Genomic DNA, 18,438 nt, shown 5'->3' with positions numbered 1-18,438 from the left:
CCAAGCATGTACAGCACCGCACAACGGAAATTGATCATGACCCGGATTCTCTCGATTATCGGCGTTTCGTTATGGATAGCGATGATGTCGCCGGTTCTCCAGGCTGCCAATCTCAAGACGCTCGACGTCGCAGCCCTGCCGGGTGATCGAATCGAGCTCAAGCTTTCCTTCGATGCACCGGTGCCCGCGCCACGCGGCTATACCACCGAGCAGCCTGCGCGCATTGCGCTGGACCTGCCGGGCGTGACCAGCCAGCTGGCGACCAAGAGCCGTGATCTGGGCGCAGGCAATGCCCGCAGTGTGGTGGTTGTGCAGGCGCAGGACCGTACGCGAGTCATCATCAACCTGACGACGCTTTCGCCGTACAGCTCACGCGTCGATGGCAACAACCTGTTCGTGGTCATCGGTCAGGGTGCGGCGGCGGCACAGGCTTCGCAGCCGACCACCGCCAAGGGCGCTGCACGGGTCGCCGTGCCGCCACCCACACCGGCATCGGCGCGGCCCTATGTGCCTGCGGGCGTCAGAGCCATTCGCAATGTCGACTTCCAGCGCGGTGAGCTGGGCGAAGGCAACGTGGTCATCGACCTGAGCAATGCCAGCATCGCTGCAGATATTCAGGAGCAGGGCGGCAAGATCCGTGTCGATTTCGCCAAGACGCAATTGCCCGATCCGTTGCGCGTGCGTCTGGACGTGAAAGACTTTGCCACACCCGTGCAATTCGTCAGCGCCACGGCGTCCGGCGACAAGGCCAGCATTTCCATCGAGCCATCGGGTGCGTTCGATTATTCGGCGTTCCAGACCGAGAACAAGCTGACCATCAGCGTGCGCCCATTGACCAATGAGGACGTGGATCGTCGCGCTGCTGACAAGCCGGTCTACACCGGCGAGAAGCTTTCGCTGAATTTTCAGGACATCGATGTGCGTTCGGTACTGCAACTGATCGCCGATTTCACTAACCTCAATCTGGTCGCCAGTGACACGGTTCAGGGCGGCATCACCCTGCGTCTGCAGAACGTGCCGTGGGATCAGGCGCTGGACCTGGTGCTCAAGACCAAAGGGCTGGACAAGCGCAAGGTCGGCAGCGTGTTGCTGGTCGCCCCGGCTGACGAGATCGCCGCGCGTGAGCGTCAGGAACTGGAGTCGCTCAAGCAGATTGCCGAACTGGCCCCGTTGCGTCGTGAGCTGCTGCAGGTCAACTACGCCAAGGCTGCGGATATCGCCAAGCTGTTCCAGTCGGTCACCAGCGCCGAGTCCAAGGCGGACGAGCGTGGTTCCATTACTGTGGATGAGCGCACCAACAACATCATTGCGTATCAGACTCAGGATCGACTCGACGAGCTGCGCCGCATCGTCTCGCAGCTGGATATTCCGGTACGTCAGGTGATGATCGAGGCGCGGATAGTTGAAGCCAACGTCGACTATGACAAGCAGATCGGCGTGCGCTGGGGCGGGCGAACCGACCGGTCGCGCAAGTGGAGTGTCGGCGGCCTCGACGATAATGGTGATGAAGCAGGCAACACGGGCAACGATCTGACGGCCAACATTCCGTTTGTGGATCTGGGTGCTCCAGATGCCACGGCGGGTGTCGGGATCGGTTTCCTGACCAACAATGCACTGCTGGACCTTGAGCTGAGTGCTATGGAGAAGACCGGCAACGGTGAAATCGTCTCCCAGCCCAAGGTCGTCACCTCCGACAAGGAGACTGCCAAGATCCTCAAGGGCACGGAGATTCCGTATCAGGAATCCAGCTCCAGCGGTGCCACGACAGTGAGCTTCAAGGAGGCGTCCCTGTCGCTTGAGGTCACGCCACAGATCACGCCGGACAACCGCATCATCATGGAGGTCAAGGTTACCAAGGACGAGCCTGATTACCTCAATGCGGTGCTGGGCGTGCCTCCTATCAAGAAGAACGAGGTCAACGCCAAGGTGCTGATTTCCGATGGCGAGACCATCGTGATCGGCGGGGTGTTCTCCAATACGCAAAGTAAAGTTGTAGAGAAAGTGCCATTTCTCGGTGATGTGCCGTATCTTGGCCGCCTTTTCAGGCGCGACGTGGTGGCAGAGGCGAAATCCGAGCTGTTGGTATTTCTGACACCGCGTATCATGAACAACCAGGCGATTGCTGTGAGTCGTTGATTCTGTGCGAAATTTAATACTTGTGGGGCCGATGGGTGCTGGCAAGAGCACCATCGGCCGTTTGCTTGCCAAAGAGTTGCGACTGCCGTTCAAGGATTCCGACAAGGAAATCGAGTTGCGCACCGGTGCCAATATTCCCTGGATTTTCGACAAGGAAGGCGAACCGGGCTTTCGCGACCGTGAGCAGGCAATGATTGCAGAACTGTGTGAAGCCGATGGCGTTGTTCTGGCCACGGGCGGCGGTGCGGTCATGCGCAGCGAAAATCGTCAGGCGCTGCACGCTGGTGGACGAGTGGTGTATCTGCATGCGTCGGTCGAGCAGCAGGTCGGCCGGACGGCACGCGACCGCAATCGGCCCTTGTTGCGTACGGCGGATCCCGCTCGCGTGCTGGGCGAATTGCTGGCCATTCGCGACCCGCTGTACCGGGAGATTGCCGATCTGGTGGTCGAAACCGACGAGCGGCCGCCGCGTATGGTGGTTCTGGACATCCTGGCGCGTCTTGCCGAGCTTCCTCCCCGTTAAAGCGCAGACAAAAATGCGCTATCCTCGGCGACCAATAAAACAGCGACGGTACAGGGTCCGGCACAATGGCCATCCTGACGCACCCAGGTGTGCAACCGTCGAACCGGCAATCAACGTGGGGACACATGCAGACACTTAAGGTCGAGCTTGGTGAGCGTAGCTATCCGATCCATATCGGCGAAGGCCTTCTGGACCGTCCCGAACTCCTGACCCCGCATATCGTCGGGCGCCAGGTGGCCATCGTGTCCAATACAACGGTCGCGCCGCTGTATCTAGAGCGACTGACCCGCACGCTCGCCGGTTATAACGTGCTGCCAATCGTGCTTCCCGATGGCGAAGCGTTCAAGAACTGGGAAACCCTGCAAACCATTTTCGACGGTCTGCTGACGGCCCGCCATGACCGCCGCACAACGGTCATCGCCCTGGGTGGCGGCGTCATCGGCGACATGGCCGGGTTTGCCGCCGCGTGCTATCAGCGCGGCGTGAACTTCATTCAGATCCCGACCACGCTGCTGTCGCAGGTTGATTCCTCGGTGGGCGGCAAGACCGGCATCAATCATCCGCTGGGCAAGAACATGGTTGGTGCGTTCTACCAGCCGGGTGTCGTGCTGATCGACACCACTTCGCTCAATACCCTGCCTGCGCGTGAGCTGTCCGCCGGGCTTGCGGAAGTCATCAAGTACGGGCTGATATGCGACGAGCCGTTCCTGACCTGGCTCGAAGAGCATGTCGATGCGTTGCGCGGGCTGGATCAGGCTGCATTGACCACGGCCATCGAACGTTCTTGCGCGGCCAAGGCACTGGTCGTCGGTGCCGACGAGCGCGAGTCGGGTGTGCGGGCGACATTGAACCTGGGTCACACATTTGGTCACGCCATCGAGACGCATATGGGCTATGGTGTCTGGCTGCATGGCGAGGCGGTTGCCGCCGGTACGGTCATGGCGCTGGAAATGTCCTCGCGCCTGGGCTGGATCAGCACGCAAGACCGCGACCGCGGCATACGTCTTTTCCAGCGTGCCGGTCTGCCGGTGGTGCCCCCGCAGGACATGACCGAGGAACATTTCCTCGAGCACATGGCAATCGACAAAAAAGTCATCGACGGACGCCTGCGTCTGGTGCTGCTGCGTCAGATGGGTGAAGCGGTCATCACGGACGATTATCCAAAAGAAGTACTACAGGCCACTCTGGTTGCGGATTACCGCGCCCTGGTGGATCAGCTTAGAGGTTAACGGAAACCCATGACTAGTTTGCACGCCGACGAGGCCTTCCTCGGCCATTACCAGTTGAGTCATGACCCCTTTGCAGCGCGGGTACCTGGCTTCAAATTCTTCCCTGCCCAGCGCAAGCCGGTGCTGGGTCAGCTTCATCATCTGGCGCGCTACAGCCAGCTGTTGCTCGCAGTCACCGGGCCTCAGGGCAGCGGCAAGACCCTGCTGCGTCAGGCACTGGTAGCGAGTACCAACAAACAATCGGTCCAGAGCGTGGTGGTTTCGGCGCGGGGCGCCAACGATGCGGCCGGTGTGCTGCAACAGGTCGCGCAGGCCCTGAGCGTTGCCCATGCCGAAATGCAGTCGATCCTGTCGCAGGTGGTTCAGCTCGGTCTGACGGGGCAGGAAGTGTACCTGCTGGTTGACGATGCGGAACAACTGGGCGATTCGGCGCTCGAAGCGTTGCTGGGTCTTGCAGCGGGTACGCCGGAAGGGCGCCCGCACGTATTCCTGTTTGGCGAACCGTCACTGCTCGATCGTCTCGATCAGTTGTGTGCCGAACTGCAGGGCGACGTTGAGGGCGAGCGCTTTCACGTCATCGAGTTGCAACCTTATACGGAAGAAGAAACCCGGGAGTATCTGGCTCAACGTCTGGAGGGTGCAGGGCAGGGAATCGCATTGTTTACTGCCGACCAGATCACCGATATCCATGAACAGTCCGATGGCTGGCCTGGGGCGATCAACCAGGTGGCCCGCGATTCAATGATCGAGGCGATGATCGCAAGTCGTTCTGCGGTCAAGCGTCCAAGTGTGGGGTTCAACATGCCGAAAAAACACGTATTGGCTCTGGGTGCTGTCGTGCTCGTGGCCGTGGCAGCCGCTGTGCTGATCCCGGGCCGTGGCGACAAGACACCTGCCAGTGACCCTGCTTCCGCTCAGGCGCAACTGCCTCTGGGGCAGGGCACGCCATCTGCCCAGCAGTCGAACAACGGTGGCCCGGCCATCGAGTTCGCGGGCAACTCCCAGCCGATGCCGTTACCACTGGGTGGCAACTCGCAACCGGTCATGCGCGGCCCGCTGGCCGAGGCGGCAGGTTCGAGTGATTCCGACGAAGACGCAGTGCCAACCGGTTCGCCCGCTCAGCCTCCGACCGTGACCACGACTGCGCCGCCAGCGGGTGTTCCTGCCGGTCAGGCTGCGGCTCAGACGCCACGCTCGTCCATTCCTGCACCGACGCCAGCCGCTCCGGTGACTCAGCCTGCACCGGCTGCCAAGCCTGCGCCAGCGCCGACTCAGGTGGCGACTGCCAAACCGGCTCCAGCGCCGGCCGCCAAGCCCGCCGAGAAGCCTGCTGCCGCCAAACCGGCTGCCGGTGGCAACTGGTACAGCGGTCAGGCACCCGGCCACTATGTGGTGCAGATCCTCGGCACCAGCTCGGAAGCGACGGCTCAGGCCTACGTGGCAGAGCAGGGCGGCGAGTACCGTTACTTCAAGAAAACCCTGCAGGGTAAGCCGCTGTATGTGGTGACCTACGGTAACTTTTCTGACCGTGCTGCCGCCCTGGCAGCCATCAAGGTATTGCCAGCCAAGGTTCAGGCTGGTAAACCTTGGCCTCGTACTGTCGCAAGCATCCAACAAGAGCTTGGCGCCACTCGCTGAAGTCGCAGCGGCCTTATCCAGGCCGCTCACCCGGCAAACCTGACTTTACCCGCTTGAGCGCGCCGCCTTTTCGGGGCGCGCCTTGTGGCGTCTGCGTTACAAACGCTCCGCAGTCTCAGTCGCTTCAGTCAGATTATTCAAGAAATACTTTGACTACCACAGTGACCCGCTTTAAAACTTTCACAATTGCGACATTGATTATCCACCAATCGTCGTTAAATTTGTGAGCCCCAGTGTCGCTGTGTACAATGACCTCCGTTTTGCCCGTCCGAAGCCGGCGTACGTTCGGCGTGTCAGGTAATTGGTTGAATTAAAAGGAAATTTGCCTCGCATAGAGGCAGCCTGGTGAGAAAGTGTCTATGAAAGCAGGTCTGTACCAACCAGATGAATTCAAGGATAACTGTGGTTTCGGCCTGATCGCACACATGCAAGGCGAGCCCAGTCATCACCTGTTGCAGACGGCTATCCAAGCCCTGACCTGCATGACCCACCGTGGTGGCATCAATGCCGACGGCAAGACCGGTGACGGTTGCGGTCTGTTGATTCAGAAGCCCGACGGATTCCTGCGCGCGATGTCCAAGGAACACTTCGGTGTCGATCTGCCCCGCCAATATGCTGTGGGCATGGTGTTCCTCAATCAGGACGACGCCAAGGCCGAAGCCGCACGCGAAAACATGAACCGCGAAATCCTGGCCGAGGGCCTGGAGCTGGTGGGCTGGCGTCAGGTGCCGATCGATACCAGCGTGCTGGGTCGCCTGGCGCTGGAGCGTCTGCCGAAGATCGAACAGGTCTACATCGGCGGTGAAGGCCTGAGCGATCAGGAATTCGCGATTAAGCTGTTCAGCGCGCGTCGCCGTTCATCGGTTGCCAATGCCGCTGACAGCGATCACTACATCTGCAGTTTTTCGCACAAGACCATCATTTATAAAGGTCTGATGATGCCGGCCGACCTCACGGCCTTCTTCCCGGACCTGAGCGACGAGCGCCTACAAACCGCGATCTGCGTGTTCCACCAGCGGTTCTCGACCAACACCCTGCCGAAATGGCCGCTGGCTCAGCCGTTCCGCTTTCTCGCCCACAACGGCGAGATCAACACCATTACCGGTAACCGCAACTGGGCGCAGGCGCGTCGTACCAAGTTCACCAACGACCTGATGGAACTGGATGAGCTGGGGCCGCTGGTCAACCGCGTCGGTTCCGACTCGTCGAGCATGGACAACATGCTTGAGCTGATGGTCACTGGCGGCATCGACCTGTTCCGTGGCGTGCGCATGATCATTCCGCCTGCGTGGCAGAACGTCGAGACCATGGACCCGGATCTGCGGGCCTTCTATGAATACAACTCCATGCACATGGAGCCGTGGGACGGTCCGGCCGGTGTCGTGATGACTGAAGGTCGCCACGCGGTCTGCCTGCTGGACCGTAACGGTCTGCGCCCGGCGCGCTGGGTCACCACCAAGAACGGTTACATCACCCTGGCGTCGGAAATCGGCGTGTGGGACTACAAGCCTGAAGACGTCATCGCCAAGGGCCGCGTCGGTCCGGGCCAGATCTTCGCGGTCGATACCGAGACCGGTCAGATCCTCGACACCGACGCCATCGATAACCGCCTCAAGTCGCGTCATCCATATAAGCAGTGGCTGCGCAAGAACGCCTTGCGCATTCAGGCAACCATGGAAGACAACGACCACGGTTCGGCTTTCTATAACAGCGACCAGCTCAAGCAGTACATGAAGATGTATCAGGTCACGTTCGAAGAGCGTGATCAGGTGCTGCGTCCGCTGGGCGAGCAGGGTCAGGAAGCCGTGGGATCGATGGGTGATGACACGCCGATGGCCGTGCTGTCGCGTCGTGTGCGCTCGCCTTACGATTACTTCCGCCAGCAGTTCGCGCAGGTCACCAACCCGCCGATCGACCCGCTGCGTGAAGCCATCGTCATGTCGCTGGAAATCTGCCTCGGTGCCGAGCGCAATATTTTCCAGGAGTCGCCCGAGCACGCTTCGCGCGTGATCCTCAGCTCGCCGGTCATTTCCCCGGCCAAGTGGCGCTCGCTGATGAACCTGGATCGGCCGGGCTTCGAACGCTATATCATCGACCTGAACTACGACGAGCAGATGGGCCTTGAAGCCGCAGTCCGCAACGTCGCCGATCAGGCCGAAGAAGCGGTGCGTTCCGGTCATACCCTGATCGTACTGAGCGACCGTCATATCGCACCCGGCAAACTGCCGGTCCATGCCTCGCTGGCCGTTGGCGCGGTTCACCACCGCCTGACCGAACAGGGTCTGCGCTGCGACAGCAACATTCTGGTCGAAACCGCGACCGCCCGTGACCCGCATCACTTTGCGGTGCTGATCGGTTTCGGTGCGTCGGCGGTCTACCCGTTCCTGGCCTACGAAGTGCTGGGCGACCTGATCCGTACCGGCGAAGTGCTGGGCGATCTGTACGAAGTCTTCAAGAACTACCGTAAAGGCATCACCAAGGGCCTGCTCAAGATCCTGTCCAAGATGGGCATCTCGACCGTCGCGTCCTACCGTGGTGCGCAGCTGTTCGAAGCCATTGGCTTGTCCGAGGAAGTCTGCAACACCAGCTTCCGCGGTGTGCCGAGCCGTCTGAAGGGCGCGCGTTTCGTCGACATCGAAGCCGAGCAGAAGGCCCTGGCGGCCGAAGCATGGAGCCCGCGCAAGCCGATCCAGCAAGGCGGTCTGCTCAAGTTCGTGTTCGGTGGCGAATACCACGCCTACAACCCGGACGTGGTCAGCACCCTGCAGGCTGCGGTGCAGCAGGGCGACTACAGCAAGTTCAAGGAATACACCTCGCTGGTGGACAAGCGTCCGGTGTCGATGATTCGCGACCTGCTGCAGGTCAAGACCCTCGACCAGCCGCTGAACATCGACGAAATCGAGCCGCTGTCGGAGATTCTCAAGCGCTTCGACTCTGCCGGTATCTCGCTGGGCGCACTGTCGCCCGAGGCGCATGAAGCGCTGGCCGAGGCGATGAACCGTCTGGGGGCCCGCTCCAACTCCGGCGAAGGCGGTGAAGACCCGGCGCGCTACGGCACTATCCGCAGCTCCAAGATCAAGCAGATCGCCACAGGTCGTTTCGGCGTGACGCCGGAATACCTGGTCAACGCCGACGTGCTGCAGATCAAGGTCGCTCAGGGCGCCAAGCCTGGCGAAGGCGGGCAGTTGCCGGGCGGCAAGGTCAACGGTCTGATCGCCAAGCTGCGTTATGCAGTGCCGGGCGTGACGCTGATTTCGCCACCACCGCACCATGATATTTATTCCATCGAAGACTTGTCGCAGCTGATTTTCGACCTCAAGCAGGTCAACCCGGCGGCGCTGGTTTCGGTCAAGCTGGTAGCGGAAGCGGGCGTCGGTACGATTGCGGCCGGTGTTGCCAAGGCTTACGCCGACCTGATCACCATTTCCGGTTATGACGGCGGTACCGGTGCTTCGCCGCTGACCTCCATCAAGTACGCCGGTGCGCCGTGGGAGCTGGGCCTGGCTGAAACTCACCAGACCCTGCGCGGCAACGACCTGCGCGGTAAGGTCCGTGTGCAGACCGACGGCGGCCTGAAAACTGGCCTCGACGTGATCAAGGCGGCAATTCTGGGTGCCGAGAGCTTCGGCTTCGGCACTGCGCCGATGATCGCGCTGGGCTGCAAATACCTGCGTATCTGCCATCTGAACAACTGCGCCACCGGCGTTGCGACCCAGAACGAGAAGCTGCGCAAGGACCACTACATCGGCACCGTCGATATGGTGATCAACTTCTTTACCTACGTGGCTGAAGAGACGCGTGAGTGGCTGGCAAAACTGGGTGTGCGTTCGCTGGAAGAGCTGATCGGCCGTACCGATCTGCTGGAAATACTGCCGGGCGAAACCGAAAAGCAACAGCATCTGGACCTGACCCCGTTGCTGGGCAGCGATCACATTCCGGCTGACAAGCCTCAGTTCAGCCTCGTGGATCGCAACCCGCCGTTCGACAAGGGGCTGCTGGCCGAGAAGATGGTGGAGCTGGCCAAACCGGCCATCGAAGCCCTCAGCGGCGGCGAGTACGAGATGGATATCTGCAACTGCGACCGTTCCATCGGCGCGCGGATCTCCGGCGAAATCGCTCGTCTACATGGCAACCAGGGCATGAACAAGGCGCCGGTCACGTTCCGCTTCAAGGGCACGGCCGGTCAGAGCTTCGGCGTGTGGAACGCCGGTGGCCTGAACATGTATCTGGAAGGCGATGCCAACGACTATGTCGGCAAAGGCATGACCGCTGGCAAGCTGGTTATCGTGCCGCCCAAGGGCAGCCCGTTCAAGACCAACGAAAGTGCGATCATCGGCAACACCTGTCTGTACGGCGCAACTGGCGGCAAGCTGTTCGCGGCGGGCACGGCAGGTGAGCGTTTCGCGGTACGTAACTCCGGTGCCCACACGGTTGTGGAAGGCACGGGCGATCACTGCTGCGAATACATGACCGGCGGTTTCGTCTGTGTCCTCGGCAAGACCGGCTACAACTTCGGCTCCGGCATGACGGGCGGTTTCGCCTACGTGCTGGATCAGGACAACACGTTCGTTGACCGCGTCAATCATGAGCTGGTTGAAATCCAGCGCATCAGCGGCGAAGCGATGGAGGCTTATCGCACTCACCTGCAGAGCGTGCTGAACGAGTATGTCGCTGAAACCGACAGTGAATGGGGTCGCAACCTTGCGGAAAACCTGGACGACTACCTGCGTCGTTTCTGGCTGGTCAAGCCCAAGGCTGCCAACCTGAAGTCGCTGCTCTCCAGCACCCGGGCGAACCCGCAATAAGCGCAACTGCACGCGGCGTGTTTTCACGCCGCGCGACCACAGCAGTGCGCGAATGCCTGCGAACATGATTTCCTGCAGCTTCACGGCCATGGCCTGAAGCTGTCGTGTAGAGGTTCTAGAGAATGGCCGAGCGTCTAAGTAACGACTTTCAGTTCATCGATGTCGGGCGTAAAGACCCGAAGAAGAAGCTGCTGCGTCAGCGCAAGAAAGAGTTCGTGGAGATCTACGAACCCTTCAAGCCCCAGCAGTCCGCCGATCAGGCGCACCGCTGCCTGGGCTGCGGTAACCCGTATTGCGAATGGAAGTGCCCGGTGCACAACTTCATTCCCAACTGGCTCAAGTTGGTCGCCGAGGGCAATATCCTGGCGGCGGCCGAGCTGTCGCACCAGACCAACACCCTGCCGGAAGTCTGCGGCCGCGTATGCCCGCAGGACCGTCTGTGCGAGGGTGCCTGCACCCTGAACGACGGCTTCGGCGCCGTGACGATCGGATCGGTCGAGAAGTACATCACCGACACCGCTTTCGCCATGGGCTGGCGTCCCGACATGTCCAAGGTCGTGCCGACCGGCAAGCGCGTGGCAATCATCGGTGCCGGACCTGCGGGCCTGGGTTGCGCTGATGTGCTGGTGCGTGGCGGGGTAACGCCGGTGGTGTTCGACAAGAACCCTGAAATCGGCGGTCTGCTGACCTTCGGTATTCCCGAGTTCAAGCTCGAGAAGAGCGTGCTGAGCCATCGTCGCGAGGTGTTCACCGGCATGGGTATCGAGTTCCGGCTCAATACCGAAGTCGGCAAGGACGTCACCATCGACCAGTTGCTTGAAGAATACGATGCCGTGTTCATGGGCATGGGCACCTACACCTACATGAAAGGCGGCTTTGCCGGTGAAGACCTGCCGGGCGTACACGATGCACTCGACTTCCTGATCGCCAACGTCAATCGCAATCTGGGCTTCGAAAAGTCGCCTGAAGATTTCGTCGACATGAAAGGCAAGCGGGTCGTGGTACTGGGCGGTGGCGACACCGCGATGGACTGCAATCGCACGTCAATCCGTCAGGGTGCCAAATCCGTGACCTGTGCCTATCGTCGCGACGAAGAAAACATGCCGGGTTCGCGCAAGGAAGTGAAGAACGCCAAGGAAGAGGGCGTGAAGTTTCTCTACAACCGTCAGCCGATCGCCATTGTCGGTGAAGACAAGGTCGAGGGCGTGAAAGTGGTCGAGACCCGTCTCGGCGAGCCGGATGCCCGTGGCCGTCGCAGCCCCGAGCCGATTCCGGGCTCCGAGGAAATCATCCCGGCCGACGCCGTGGTCATCGCCTTTGGTTTCCGCCCGAGCCCGGCTGCATGGTTCGAACCCTTCACGATCAACACCGACAGCCAGGGCCGCGTGATTGCGCCCGAGCAGTCGCAGTACAAGCACCAGACCAGCAACCCGAAAATCTTCGCCGGTGGCGACATGGTTCGCGGCTCCGACCTGGTGGTTACCGCAATCTTCGAAGGCCGGAATGCGGCTGAAGGGATTCTGGATTACCTGGGCGTTTGATGGCTCTGACTCTGTAGATAAGAGGCCTCGCTACGTCTTCGACGTAGCGCGGTCGCGCAGCAAACACGGTGGGAGCGGACTTGTCCGCGAATGCAGTATTTCAGCCACCGCATATGTGTCGGATGTACTGGCCTTTTCGCGGACAAACGGAACGCCGCCCGGTCCGCTCCCACAAAATCGCGTTTCTTCAGTAAGTCACGCATTGTCTGAGGGGCGTCTTTCCGCCTTTCAGGTCTGAACAGCCTTCTTCAGGCTGTTTTCCCGCCTTTGCTGTCAGTTTTGACAGTTCCCGTTCCTGACGCATTTCGCTTTACTGAAAATCGGCTGGCTCGTTCGAGACGCCGATATTTCGACGTGTGCTGCAGGATCGCAGGCGCGTTGTAACAGGGATTCAGTCACGATCAGGGAGTTGATCATGAACAAGCTACTCGCGTTAATTAGTCTGGTCGCCATACTGGCTGGTTGTGGCGCAGACCGTGGCATCGAAGATGTCGGAAAGATTGTCGGCGGTGAGCCCGCTCCCAGAGGCCAATACCCGTTTTTTGCGGCGTTGGTCGAAGAGGATGGCGAGCACATCTGCGGTGGTGCGTTGATTGCACCGCAGTGGGTCCTGACGGCCGCGCATTGCCTGACCAATCCTGAAAAAAAGGCACACGCAGTCAGTATCGGGCTGGAACAATACCGCCCTGAGGTTATCGAGAGAGAGCGTATTACTGTTGGTGATGTCTTTCTTCATGCGGGTCTTAATCGGGGTCAGTACGACATCGCCCTGGTCAAGCTGAGCCGTCCTGCCCAGAGCACGGAGTTTCTCAAGCTGGACAGCGGCCAATCTCCTCTTCCTCTTTACAAGAACACGCCAGTGACACTGATCGGGTTCGGTCGGACCGATGAGGGGGTGCTGGCCGATGTCTTGTATCAGGGCCAGGGGCGCATATTGAATGACGCAAGGTGCATCTACATTCCAGAGGGCTATCCCGACACCAACTTCAACCCCGATAACAACATCTGTGCAGGCTACAACCAGGCGGGAGGCGATTCTGGCGGGCCTCTCCTGTACAAGACAGCAAGCGGGTATGTCGAAGTGGGACTGGTCAGCCGTACCTTGATGTACGGTGCCGGACAGTACACACGGGTGTCATTCTTCGACGGTTGGATAAGGCAAATCATGCAAACCAACCCGTAGAACTGCCGGGTTACATACAGTCATGACGTCGTTGGCGCCTGCGGCAAATCGACCCGATAGATAAAAGGCACGGCTCTTACCGTGCCTTTTGCGTCGCGCTCTGAGAAAATGCCCGCACTTTTATAGCGGATGCCGACATGACTGCCCTGAAGAACGACCGTTTCCTGCGCGCCCTGCTCAAGCAACCCGTGGACGTGACCCCTGTCTGGATGATGCGTCAGGCGGGCCGCTATCTGCCCGAGTACCGTGCCAGCCGCGCCAGCGCCGGCGACTTCATGAGCCTGTGCAAGAACCCGCAGTTCGCCTGTGAAGTCACGCTGCAGCCGCTTGACCGCTACCCGCTCGATGCGGCGATCCTGTTCTCCGACATCCTGACCATTCCCGATGCGATGGGGCTTGGCCTGTATTTCGAAACCGGTGAAGGCCCGCGCTTCAAGAAGACCGTCAGCACACTGGCTGACATCGAAGCCCTGCCGATCCCTGATGCGCAGAAGGATCTGGGTTACGTGATGGACGCGGTCAGCACCATCCGCCGCGAACTCAATGGTCGCGTTCCGCTGATCGGCTTTGCCGGCAGCCCGTGGACCCTGGCGACCTACATGGTCGAAGGCGGCTCCTCGAAGGACTTCCGCAAGTCCAAGGCCATGCTCTACGACAACCCGCAAGCCATGCACCTGTTGCTGGACAAGCTGGCGCAGTCGGTCACCACCTACCTCAACGGCCAGATTCTGGCGGGCGCGCAGGCGGTGCAGATTTTCGACAGTTGGGGCGGCAGCCTGTCTTCGGCGGCGTATCAGGAGTTTTCTCTGGCGTACATGCGCAAGATCGTCAACGGCCTGATCCGTGAGCACGACGGGCGCAAGGTGCCGGTGATTCTGTTCACCAAGGGTGGCGGATTGTGGCTGGAAAGCATTGCCGATGCCGGTGCCGATGCACTGGGGCTGGACTGGACCTGCGACATTGGTGAAGCGCGTCGGCGTGTCGGCAGCAAGGTTTCATTGCAGGGCAACATGGACCCGACCGTACTTTATGCGCGTCCTGAGGCTATCCGCCAGGAAGTCGCACGCATCCTTGCCAGCTATGGCAGTGGCACCGGGCATGTGTTCAATCTGGGTCATGGCATTACGCCGGAAGTCGACCCGGCGAATGCGGGCGCTTTCATTGAGGCCGTGCACGAGTTGTCGGCGCAGTATCACCAGAACTGAGTCGGCACTGTCTGATCGTGCCAGTCGGCGGGCACGATCAGATTTCCTCGCTTGAATCGTTACTTCGCTTCTTTGCCAATCTTCGAATCATCCTCGCGCCAGATCAGGCGTGAGGTGTCGTAACCCTGTTGGCGGGCCTTGCTCAGCATGTCCTGTTTGACCGACTCGGAGACAGTTGGCGTGCGCGACAGCAGCCACAGGTATTTGCGGTCCGGATTGCCGACCACGGCAGTCTTGTAGCCATCGCCGATATCCAGCACCCAGTAATCGCCCTTGGCGACGCCCGGCAGCAGGCGCGAGAACCAGTTATCAAACACGACCCACAGTTTGTCGGTCTTGCCCGGCACCTGTGGCGATGCAGTACCGGTTGCTTCCTGCCACTCGCCTTCAATCGTACGGCAGCGGTTGGTCACCGCAATGTTGCCGTCATCCTTCAGTGCGTAATGGGCCTCGGACTGGGCGCACTTGCGCTGGAAGAACATCGGCAGGCGCGCCAGCTCGTACCAAGTGCCCTGATACTGCTTGAGATCGACGCTGTCGACTGTCCTCGGCTCGAGGTTGTCAGCCGAGTGTGCGAAGCCGATGGCCAGAAAACTGGCCATCACGAAGATACCAAACCGAACGAGTACCTTGATCATGTTTATTTGAGGCCCTGGCCCGAGAACAGCACGACCTTGTCGGCTGCATACTGGACGCTGATGAAAGTGTTCTGATCACCCCATGTGCAACTCGACATGCCCAGCGCACCAGAGCACTCGGTCGGGCTGCCCAGCAGCGACTCGACCTGAGCCTTGGGCATGCCAGCGGAGAGCTTGGCGTAGTTCTCTTGGGTGATTTTGCTGCACGCAGCCAGAAACACGCAAAACGACAGTAACGCGACATAGCGCAAGGACATGGATGTAGCTCCTGAACGGAAGGGGGTCGCGTCGCAACGAAGGCTGATGCAGCCTGACGCTGGCGCAATACCGAAAGGTTAGAAGAGAAAAAGCCGATCTGGTTCCCGGCAGGGACAAGGATTTATCTGGCTGATCAGAAGCTTGAGCCGGGTTTCTTGAGAAATTCTATCTCTTCGTCGGTCGACGACCTGCCCAGGATGGCATTGCGATGCGGAAAGCGCCCGAAGCGGGCAATGATCTTCTGATGGCGTTCTGCGTAATCCAGACTGCTTTTGAAGTAGTCGCGATCAGTGGCGGGCAGCAAGGGAAGCAGACGGGTAAAGCAGGTGATGGCATGGTTCTGGTCAGCGAGGTCCTCGCTGTGTTCCAGCACCAGATAGATGAAGGTGCGCTGCAACGGATCAAGGTGTTGATCGCGTTCCAGTTTCAAGCCGTGTTTGACCAGTGACTGTGCGCGCAGGTCGCCGGCAAAGGCTTTGGGGGTATCGCGGTGAATCATGCGGGGCAATTGGTCGAGCAACAGGATCAGCGCCAGCCAGCCCTTGGGGTTTTCCGCCCATTCGGCCAGTTCGCCCGCCAAGGCCTTTTCGACCTGATCACCAAAGCGCTCTCGCGCTTCAGTGTCGTTGGCTTTTTTCTTGCCGAACCAGAGCGTGTTCCTGGCTTTCACCACGTCACTGGGCGATTCGGCAGAACCGAACCACCAGTCGAGCAGCGGCAGCCAGGGCGCACGCATCGGTCCTGTCCCTCTTACTCTTTGTGATAAGCGGTGGCGCGCTCGACTTCCTGCTTCGAACCCAGGAACACCGCGACACGCTGGTGCAGGCCTTCAGGCTGAATGTCGAGGATGCGCTGATGGCCGTCGGTGGACGCGCCGCCGGCCTGCTCAACCAGGAACGACATCGGGTTGGCTTCATACATCAGGCGCAGTTTGCCCGGCTTGGAAGGCTCACGGCTGTCACGCGGATACATGAACAGACCGCCACGGGTCAGGATGCGGTGTACGTCGGCAACCATGGCCGCAACCCAGCGCATGTTGTAGTTCTTCTTCAGCGGGCCTTCTTCGCCCTGCAGCAACTCGTCCACATAGCGCTGTACCGGGGCTTCCCAGTGACGCTGGTTGGACATGTTGATGGCGAATTCCTGAGTGGTTTCAGGGATGGTGATGTCTTCGTGGGTCAGTACGAAGCTGCCCATTTCGCGGTCCAGCGTGAAGCCTTTGACGCCGTCGCCCAGCGTCAGGATGAGCATGGTCTGTGGGCCATAGATCGCGTAACCGGCAGCGACCTGCTCGGTGCCTGGCTGCAGGAAAGCCTTTTCGTTCAGGGCTTCGTTCTGGCTCAGGTACTGGTTCGGGCAACGCAATACCGAGAAGATGGTGCCGACCGGTGCGTTGATGTCGATGTTGGACGAGCCGTCCAGTGGGTCGAATACCAGCAGGTAGGCACCTTTGGGGTATTTGCCGGGAATCTGGTAGGCGTTGTCCATTTCTTCGGACGCCATGCCGGCCAGGTGACCACCCCATTCATTGGCTTCCAGCAGGATTTCGTTGGAGATCACGTCGAGCTTTTTCTGTACTTCGCCCTGCACGTTCTCGGTGCCCATGCTCCCGAGTACACCGCCCAGTGCGCCCTTGGAGACGGCGTGGCTGATTTCCTTGCATGCTCGCGCCACTACTTCGATCAGGAAGCGCAGATCGGCAGGAGTGTTGTTGCTGCGGGTCTGCTCAATCAAGTAGCGACTTAGTGTAACGCGGGACATGGATAGCTCCGAAATAGGGGGGTATGAAAACCCGCGCAGTTTAACGCGAGTGGCGACGTAATACTGCTATCAGACTGGCTTATGACTGTTTCAGTTCATACGCCGGATCAGCGTAGCTGGAATCCGGCGCTCTCGGACGGCCTGTTCAGCGTTTCGAGGCACGCAGGGTGCTCATCGCCATCCAGCCCAGAAACAGCACGCCCAGCACCAGGACTGCCCACAGTCCGATGCGCTTGAAATCGACGCTTTCCTGCACGACCGGCAGCGGTGCGGCCATGTTGGCGACCGTGGCGGACGTCGGTTTCGCCGTGCCGAGTGTGGCCAGTTTCTGCGGGGTGAAATCGGGAATGAGAGTCGCCAGCGACAGGTTGGCGGCCTTCACGGAGGTGTTGCCCACGGCGAGAGTGAACGGCCCGTTGCCGCGCGCCAGAAACACTACTTCGCTGGCCCGGACGGCGACGCTCAATGCTGGCGCTTCTGTGCCCAGTCCGCCGCCGCGGTCATCGACCACGAGTTTGAGTTGCTGGACGATACGCCCGGACAACTGCAACTGATCCTGAACCACATCGCTGCCATTTTGCGTCAGGCGATACAGCAGTCCGCTGCTGATCGGTTGCCAAGGCTGTCTGGCGTCGCTGCGTGCGTAGAGTGTGCCCGGTGCAAGGCTGTTGGGCTGGGCGATGTCGACTTTCACACGTTCGACCGGCAGGCCCGCAGGCAGCTCCCAGACATATTCGTTGGCCTTTTCGACCTTGCCGGTGACCGGTGGTGACCAGGTCAACGGCGGGGTGGGCGTTTCGCTGTCGGCTGCGAACAGATGGGCCGAGATCAACGTGGGGGCGCTGTGCGGCGAGCGCCACAGCAAGCGCAGATAGCGGGCGCTCTGACCGGGCAGACCCACCTCGCGCTGATCGACCACTTCATCGGCGAACGAAAGGCGTGCAACCTGTCCTTCACCCCAGTCGCGCCAGTGCTGGAGGTCATCGCTGGCCTCGATGCTGAAACTCTGGAAACCCTCGCGCTCGGCGCTCCAGTCGATGATCAGTTGTTCAAGTGGGGCCTTGATCGCGCTGGTGTCCAGCAGCCAGCCGCGCAACACTTCTTCGCCGGCCTCGATGTCACTTTGCGGCTGGACTTCGATCACCGTGCCATTGCTGGCGCGCTCGATGCGAATGACCGGTGTGGCATCGCCCGCTTCCTGGGTGCTGTAGAGCGCGAACCACTTGACCGGGATCGGCGTGGGCTCCTGTTCCTGCGAAGCCTGCTTCTGATTCAGGGCATACGCCTGCGGTTGGCCTTCGTTATTGAACACGCGCAGATCGCTCAGATCGGCCTGCCGCGCATTCAGCTGCACCGAGAGTGGCAGTTCGATGCGATACCACGGGCCATCACCGCTGAGGGTCAGCGGCGTCTGGCTGGCGAAATCGGCCGGTTTGTCTTGAGCATGGGCGGCCATCGTCGTGCACAGGGTCAGGCCGAGCACGGCGATTTTCAGGGGTGAACGACTCAAGAACGGTTTCC

13 protein-coding genes are annotated in these 18,438 nt (G+C 60.3%); 8 read left to right on the top strand and 5 right to left on the bottom strand.

All coding sequences use genetic code 11. The annotated features are described in order from the left end of the window. Positions 1–36: 36 nt before the first annotated feature. The 8 genes from CFBP1590_RS24890 (at position 37) to hemE (ending at position 14,260) form a co-directional block, all read left to right on the top strand. Entirely contained in the window at positions 37–2,136 is a 2,100-nt protein-coding gene (locus CFBP1590_RS24890; protein ID WP_057410477.1) for a type IV pilus secretin PilQ, read from the top strand. A gap of 4 nt (positions 2,137–2,140) precedes the next feature. Further along, positions 2,141–2,659, top strand: a complete 519-nt coding sequence (gene aroK / locus CFBP1590_RS24885) for a shikimate kinase AroK (protein WP_004882714.1) — start codon at positions 2,141–2,143, stop codon at positions 2,657–2,659. Positions 2,660–2,784: 125 nt separating this feature from the next. Continuing rightward, positions 2,785–3,888 carry a 3-dehydroquinate synthase gene (gene aroB / locus CFBP1590_RS24880; protein WP_004882713.1) on the top strand — a complete coding sequence of 368 codons (1,104 nt, stop codon included), beginning with the start codon at positions 2,785–2,787 and terminating at the stop codon, positions 3,886–3,888. Positions 3,889–3,897: 9 nt separating this feature from the next. Then, the gene (locus CFBP1590_RS24875) at positions 3,898–5,526 is read left to right on the top strand and encodes an SPOR domain-containing protein (RefSeq protein ID WP_088236114.1); all 1,629 of its coding nucleotides are present in this window, start codon (positions 3,898–3,900) and stop codon (positions 5,524–5,526) included. Positions 5,527–5,885: 359 nt separating this feature from the next. Beyond that, on the top strand, positions 5,886–10,331 hold the full coding sequence (gltB, locus tag CFBP1590_RS24865; RefSeq protein ID WP_088236113.1) for a glutamate synthase large subunit: 4,446 nt from the start codon (positions 5,886–5,888) through the stop codon (positions 10,329–10,331). Positions 10,332–10,453: 122 nt separating this feature from the next. Next, positions 10,454–11,872 (top strand): glutamate synthase small subunit GltD family protein, encoded by a 1,419-nt coding sequence (locus CFBP1590_RS24860; protein ID WP_004882710.1) that lies wholly within the window; start codon positions 10,454–10,456, stop codon positions 11,870–11,872. A 415-nt stretch (positions 11,873–12,287) separates the two neighbouring features. After that, positions 12,288–13,055 (top strand): S1 family peptidase, encoded by a 768-nt coding sequence (locus CFBP1590_RS24855; RefSeq protein WP_088236112.1) that lies wholly within the window; start codon positions 12,288–12,290, stop codon positions 13,053–13,055. 137 nt (positions 13,056–13,192) lie between these two features. Continuing rightward, positions 13,193–14,260 (top strand): uroporphyrinogen decarboxylase, encoded by a 1,068-nt coding sequence (hemE, locus tag CFBP1590_RS24850; RefSeq protein WP_004882708.1) that lies wholly within the window; start codon positions 13,193–13,195, stop codon positions 14,258–14,260. A 59-nt stretch (positions 14,261–14,319) separates the two neighbouring features. On the opposite strand, the gene CFBP1590_RS24845 is transcribed toward hemE, so the two are convergent. The 5 genes from CFBP1590_RS24845 to CFBP1590_RS24825 all read right to left on the bottom strand — a co-directional run bounded on the left by CFBP1590_RS24845 (position 14,320) and on the right by CFBP1590_RS24825 (position 18,412). Then, on the bottom strand, positions 14,320–14,898 hold the full coding sequence (locus CFBP1590_RS24845; protein WP_058432380.1) for a lipocalin family protein: 579 nt from the start codon (positions 14,896–14,898) through the stop codon (positions 14,320–14,322). 2 nt (positions 14,899–14,900) lie between these two features. Beyond that, positions 14,901–15,155: an outer membrane protein assembly factor BamE domain-containing protein gene (gene bamE / locus CFBP1590_RS24840; RefSeq protein WP_004882706.1), complete on the bottom strand. Its 255-nt coding sequence runs from the start codon at positions 15,153–15,155 to the stop codon at positions 14,901–14,903. Positions 15,156–15,289: 134 nt separating this feature from the next. Continuing rightward, positions 15,290–15,892 (bottom strand): DUF924 family protein, encoded by a 603-nt coding sequence (locus CFBP1590_RS24835; protein ID WP_088236111.1) that lies wholly within the window; start codon positions 15,890–15,892, stop codon positions 15,290–15,292. 14 nt (positions 15,893–15,906) lie between these two features. Next, complete coding sequence (locus CFBP1590_RS24830; RefSeq protein ID WP_004882704.1) at positions 15,907–16,917, bottom strand: class 1 fructose-bisphosphatase; 1,011 nt, start codon at positions 16,915–16,917, stop codon at positions 15,907–15,909. Between the two features lie 145 nt (positions 16,918–17,062). After that, on the bottom strand, positions 17,063–18,412 hold the full coding sequence (locus CFBP1590_RS24825; protein WP_162868476.1) for a DUF3999 domain-containing protein: 1,350 nt from the start codon (positions 18,410–18,412) through the stop codon (positions 17,063–17,065). Positions 18,413–18,438 lie beyond the last annotated feature (26 nt).

Origin of the sequence: Pseudomonas viridiflava (genome assembly GCF_900184295.1) — a bacterium.
In the GTDB taxonomy this organism is placed as follows: domain Bacteria; phylum Pseudomonadota; class Gammaproteobacteria; order Pseudomonadales; family Pseudomonadaceae; genus Aquipseudomonas; species Aquipseudomonas viridiflava.
The sequence above is the reverse complement of the archived record's forward strand: the minus strand, read 5'-3'. Positions and strand labels throughout refer to the sequence as shown.

Coding starts and splice junctions, on each gene's coding strand:
- aroB (WP_004882713.1), top strand. CDS start 2,785: ATGCAGACACTTAAGGTCGAGCTTGGTGAGCGTAGCTATCCGATCCAT.
- CFBP1590_RS24860 (WP_004882710.1), top strand. CDS start 10,454: ATGGCCGAGCGTCTAAGTAACGACTTTCAGTTCATCGATGTCGGGCGT.
- CFBP1590_RS24835 (WP_088236111.1), bottom strand. CDS start 15,892: ATGCGTGCGCCCTGGCTGCCGCTGCTCGACTGGTGGTTCGGTTCTGCC.
- hemE (WP_004882708.1), top strand. CDS start 13,193: ATGACTGCCCTGAAGAACGACCGTTTCCTGCGCGCCCTGCTCAAGCAA.
- gltB (WP_088236113.1), top strand. CDS start 5,886: ATGAAAGCAGGTCTGTACCAACCAGATGAATTCAAGGATAACTGTGGT.
- bamE (WP_004882706.1), bottom strand. CDS start 15,155: ATGTCCTTGCGCTATGTCGCGTTACTGTCGTTTTGCGTGTTTCTGGCT.
- CFBP1590_RS24845 (WP_058432380.1), bottom strand. CDS start 14,898: ATGATCAAGGTACTCGTTCGGTTTGGTATCTTCGTGATGGCCAGTTTT.
- CFBP1590_RS24875 (WP_088236114.1), top strand. CDS start 3,898: ATGACTAGTTTGCACGCCGACGAGGCCTTCCTCGGCCATTACCAGTTG.
- CFBP1590_RS24890 (WP_057410477.1), top strand. CDS start 37: ATGACCCGGATTCTCTCGATTATCGGCGTTTCGTTATGGATAGCGATG.
- CFBP1590_RS24830 (WP_004882704.1), bottom strand. CDS start 16,917: ATGTCCCGCGTTACACTAAGTCGCTACTTGATTGAGCAGACCCGCAGC.
- CFBP1590_RS24855 (WP_088236112.1), top strand. CDS start 12,288: ATGAACAAGCTACTCGCGTTAATTAGTCTGGTCGCCATACTGGCTGGT.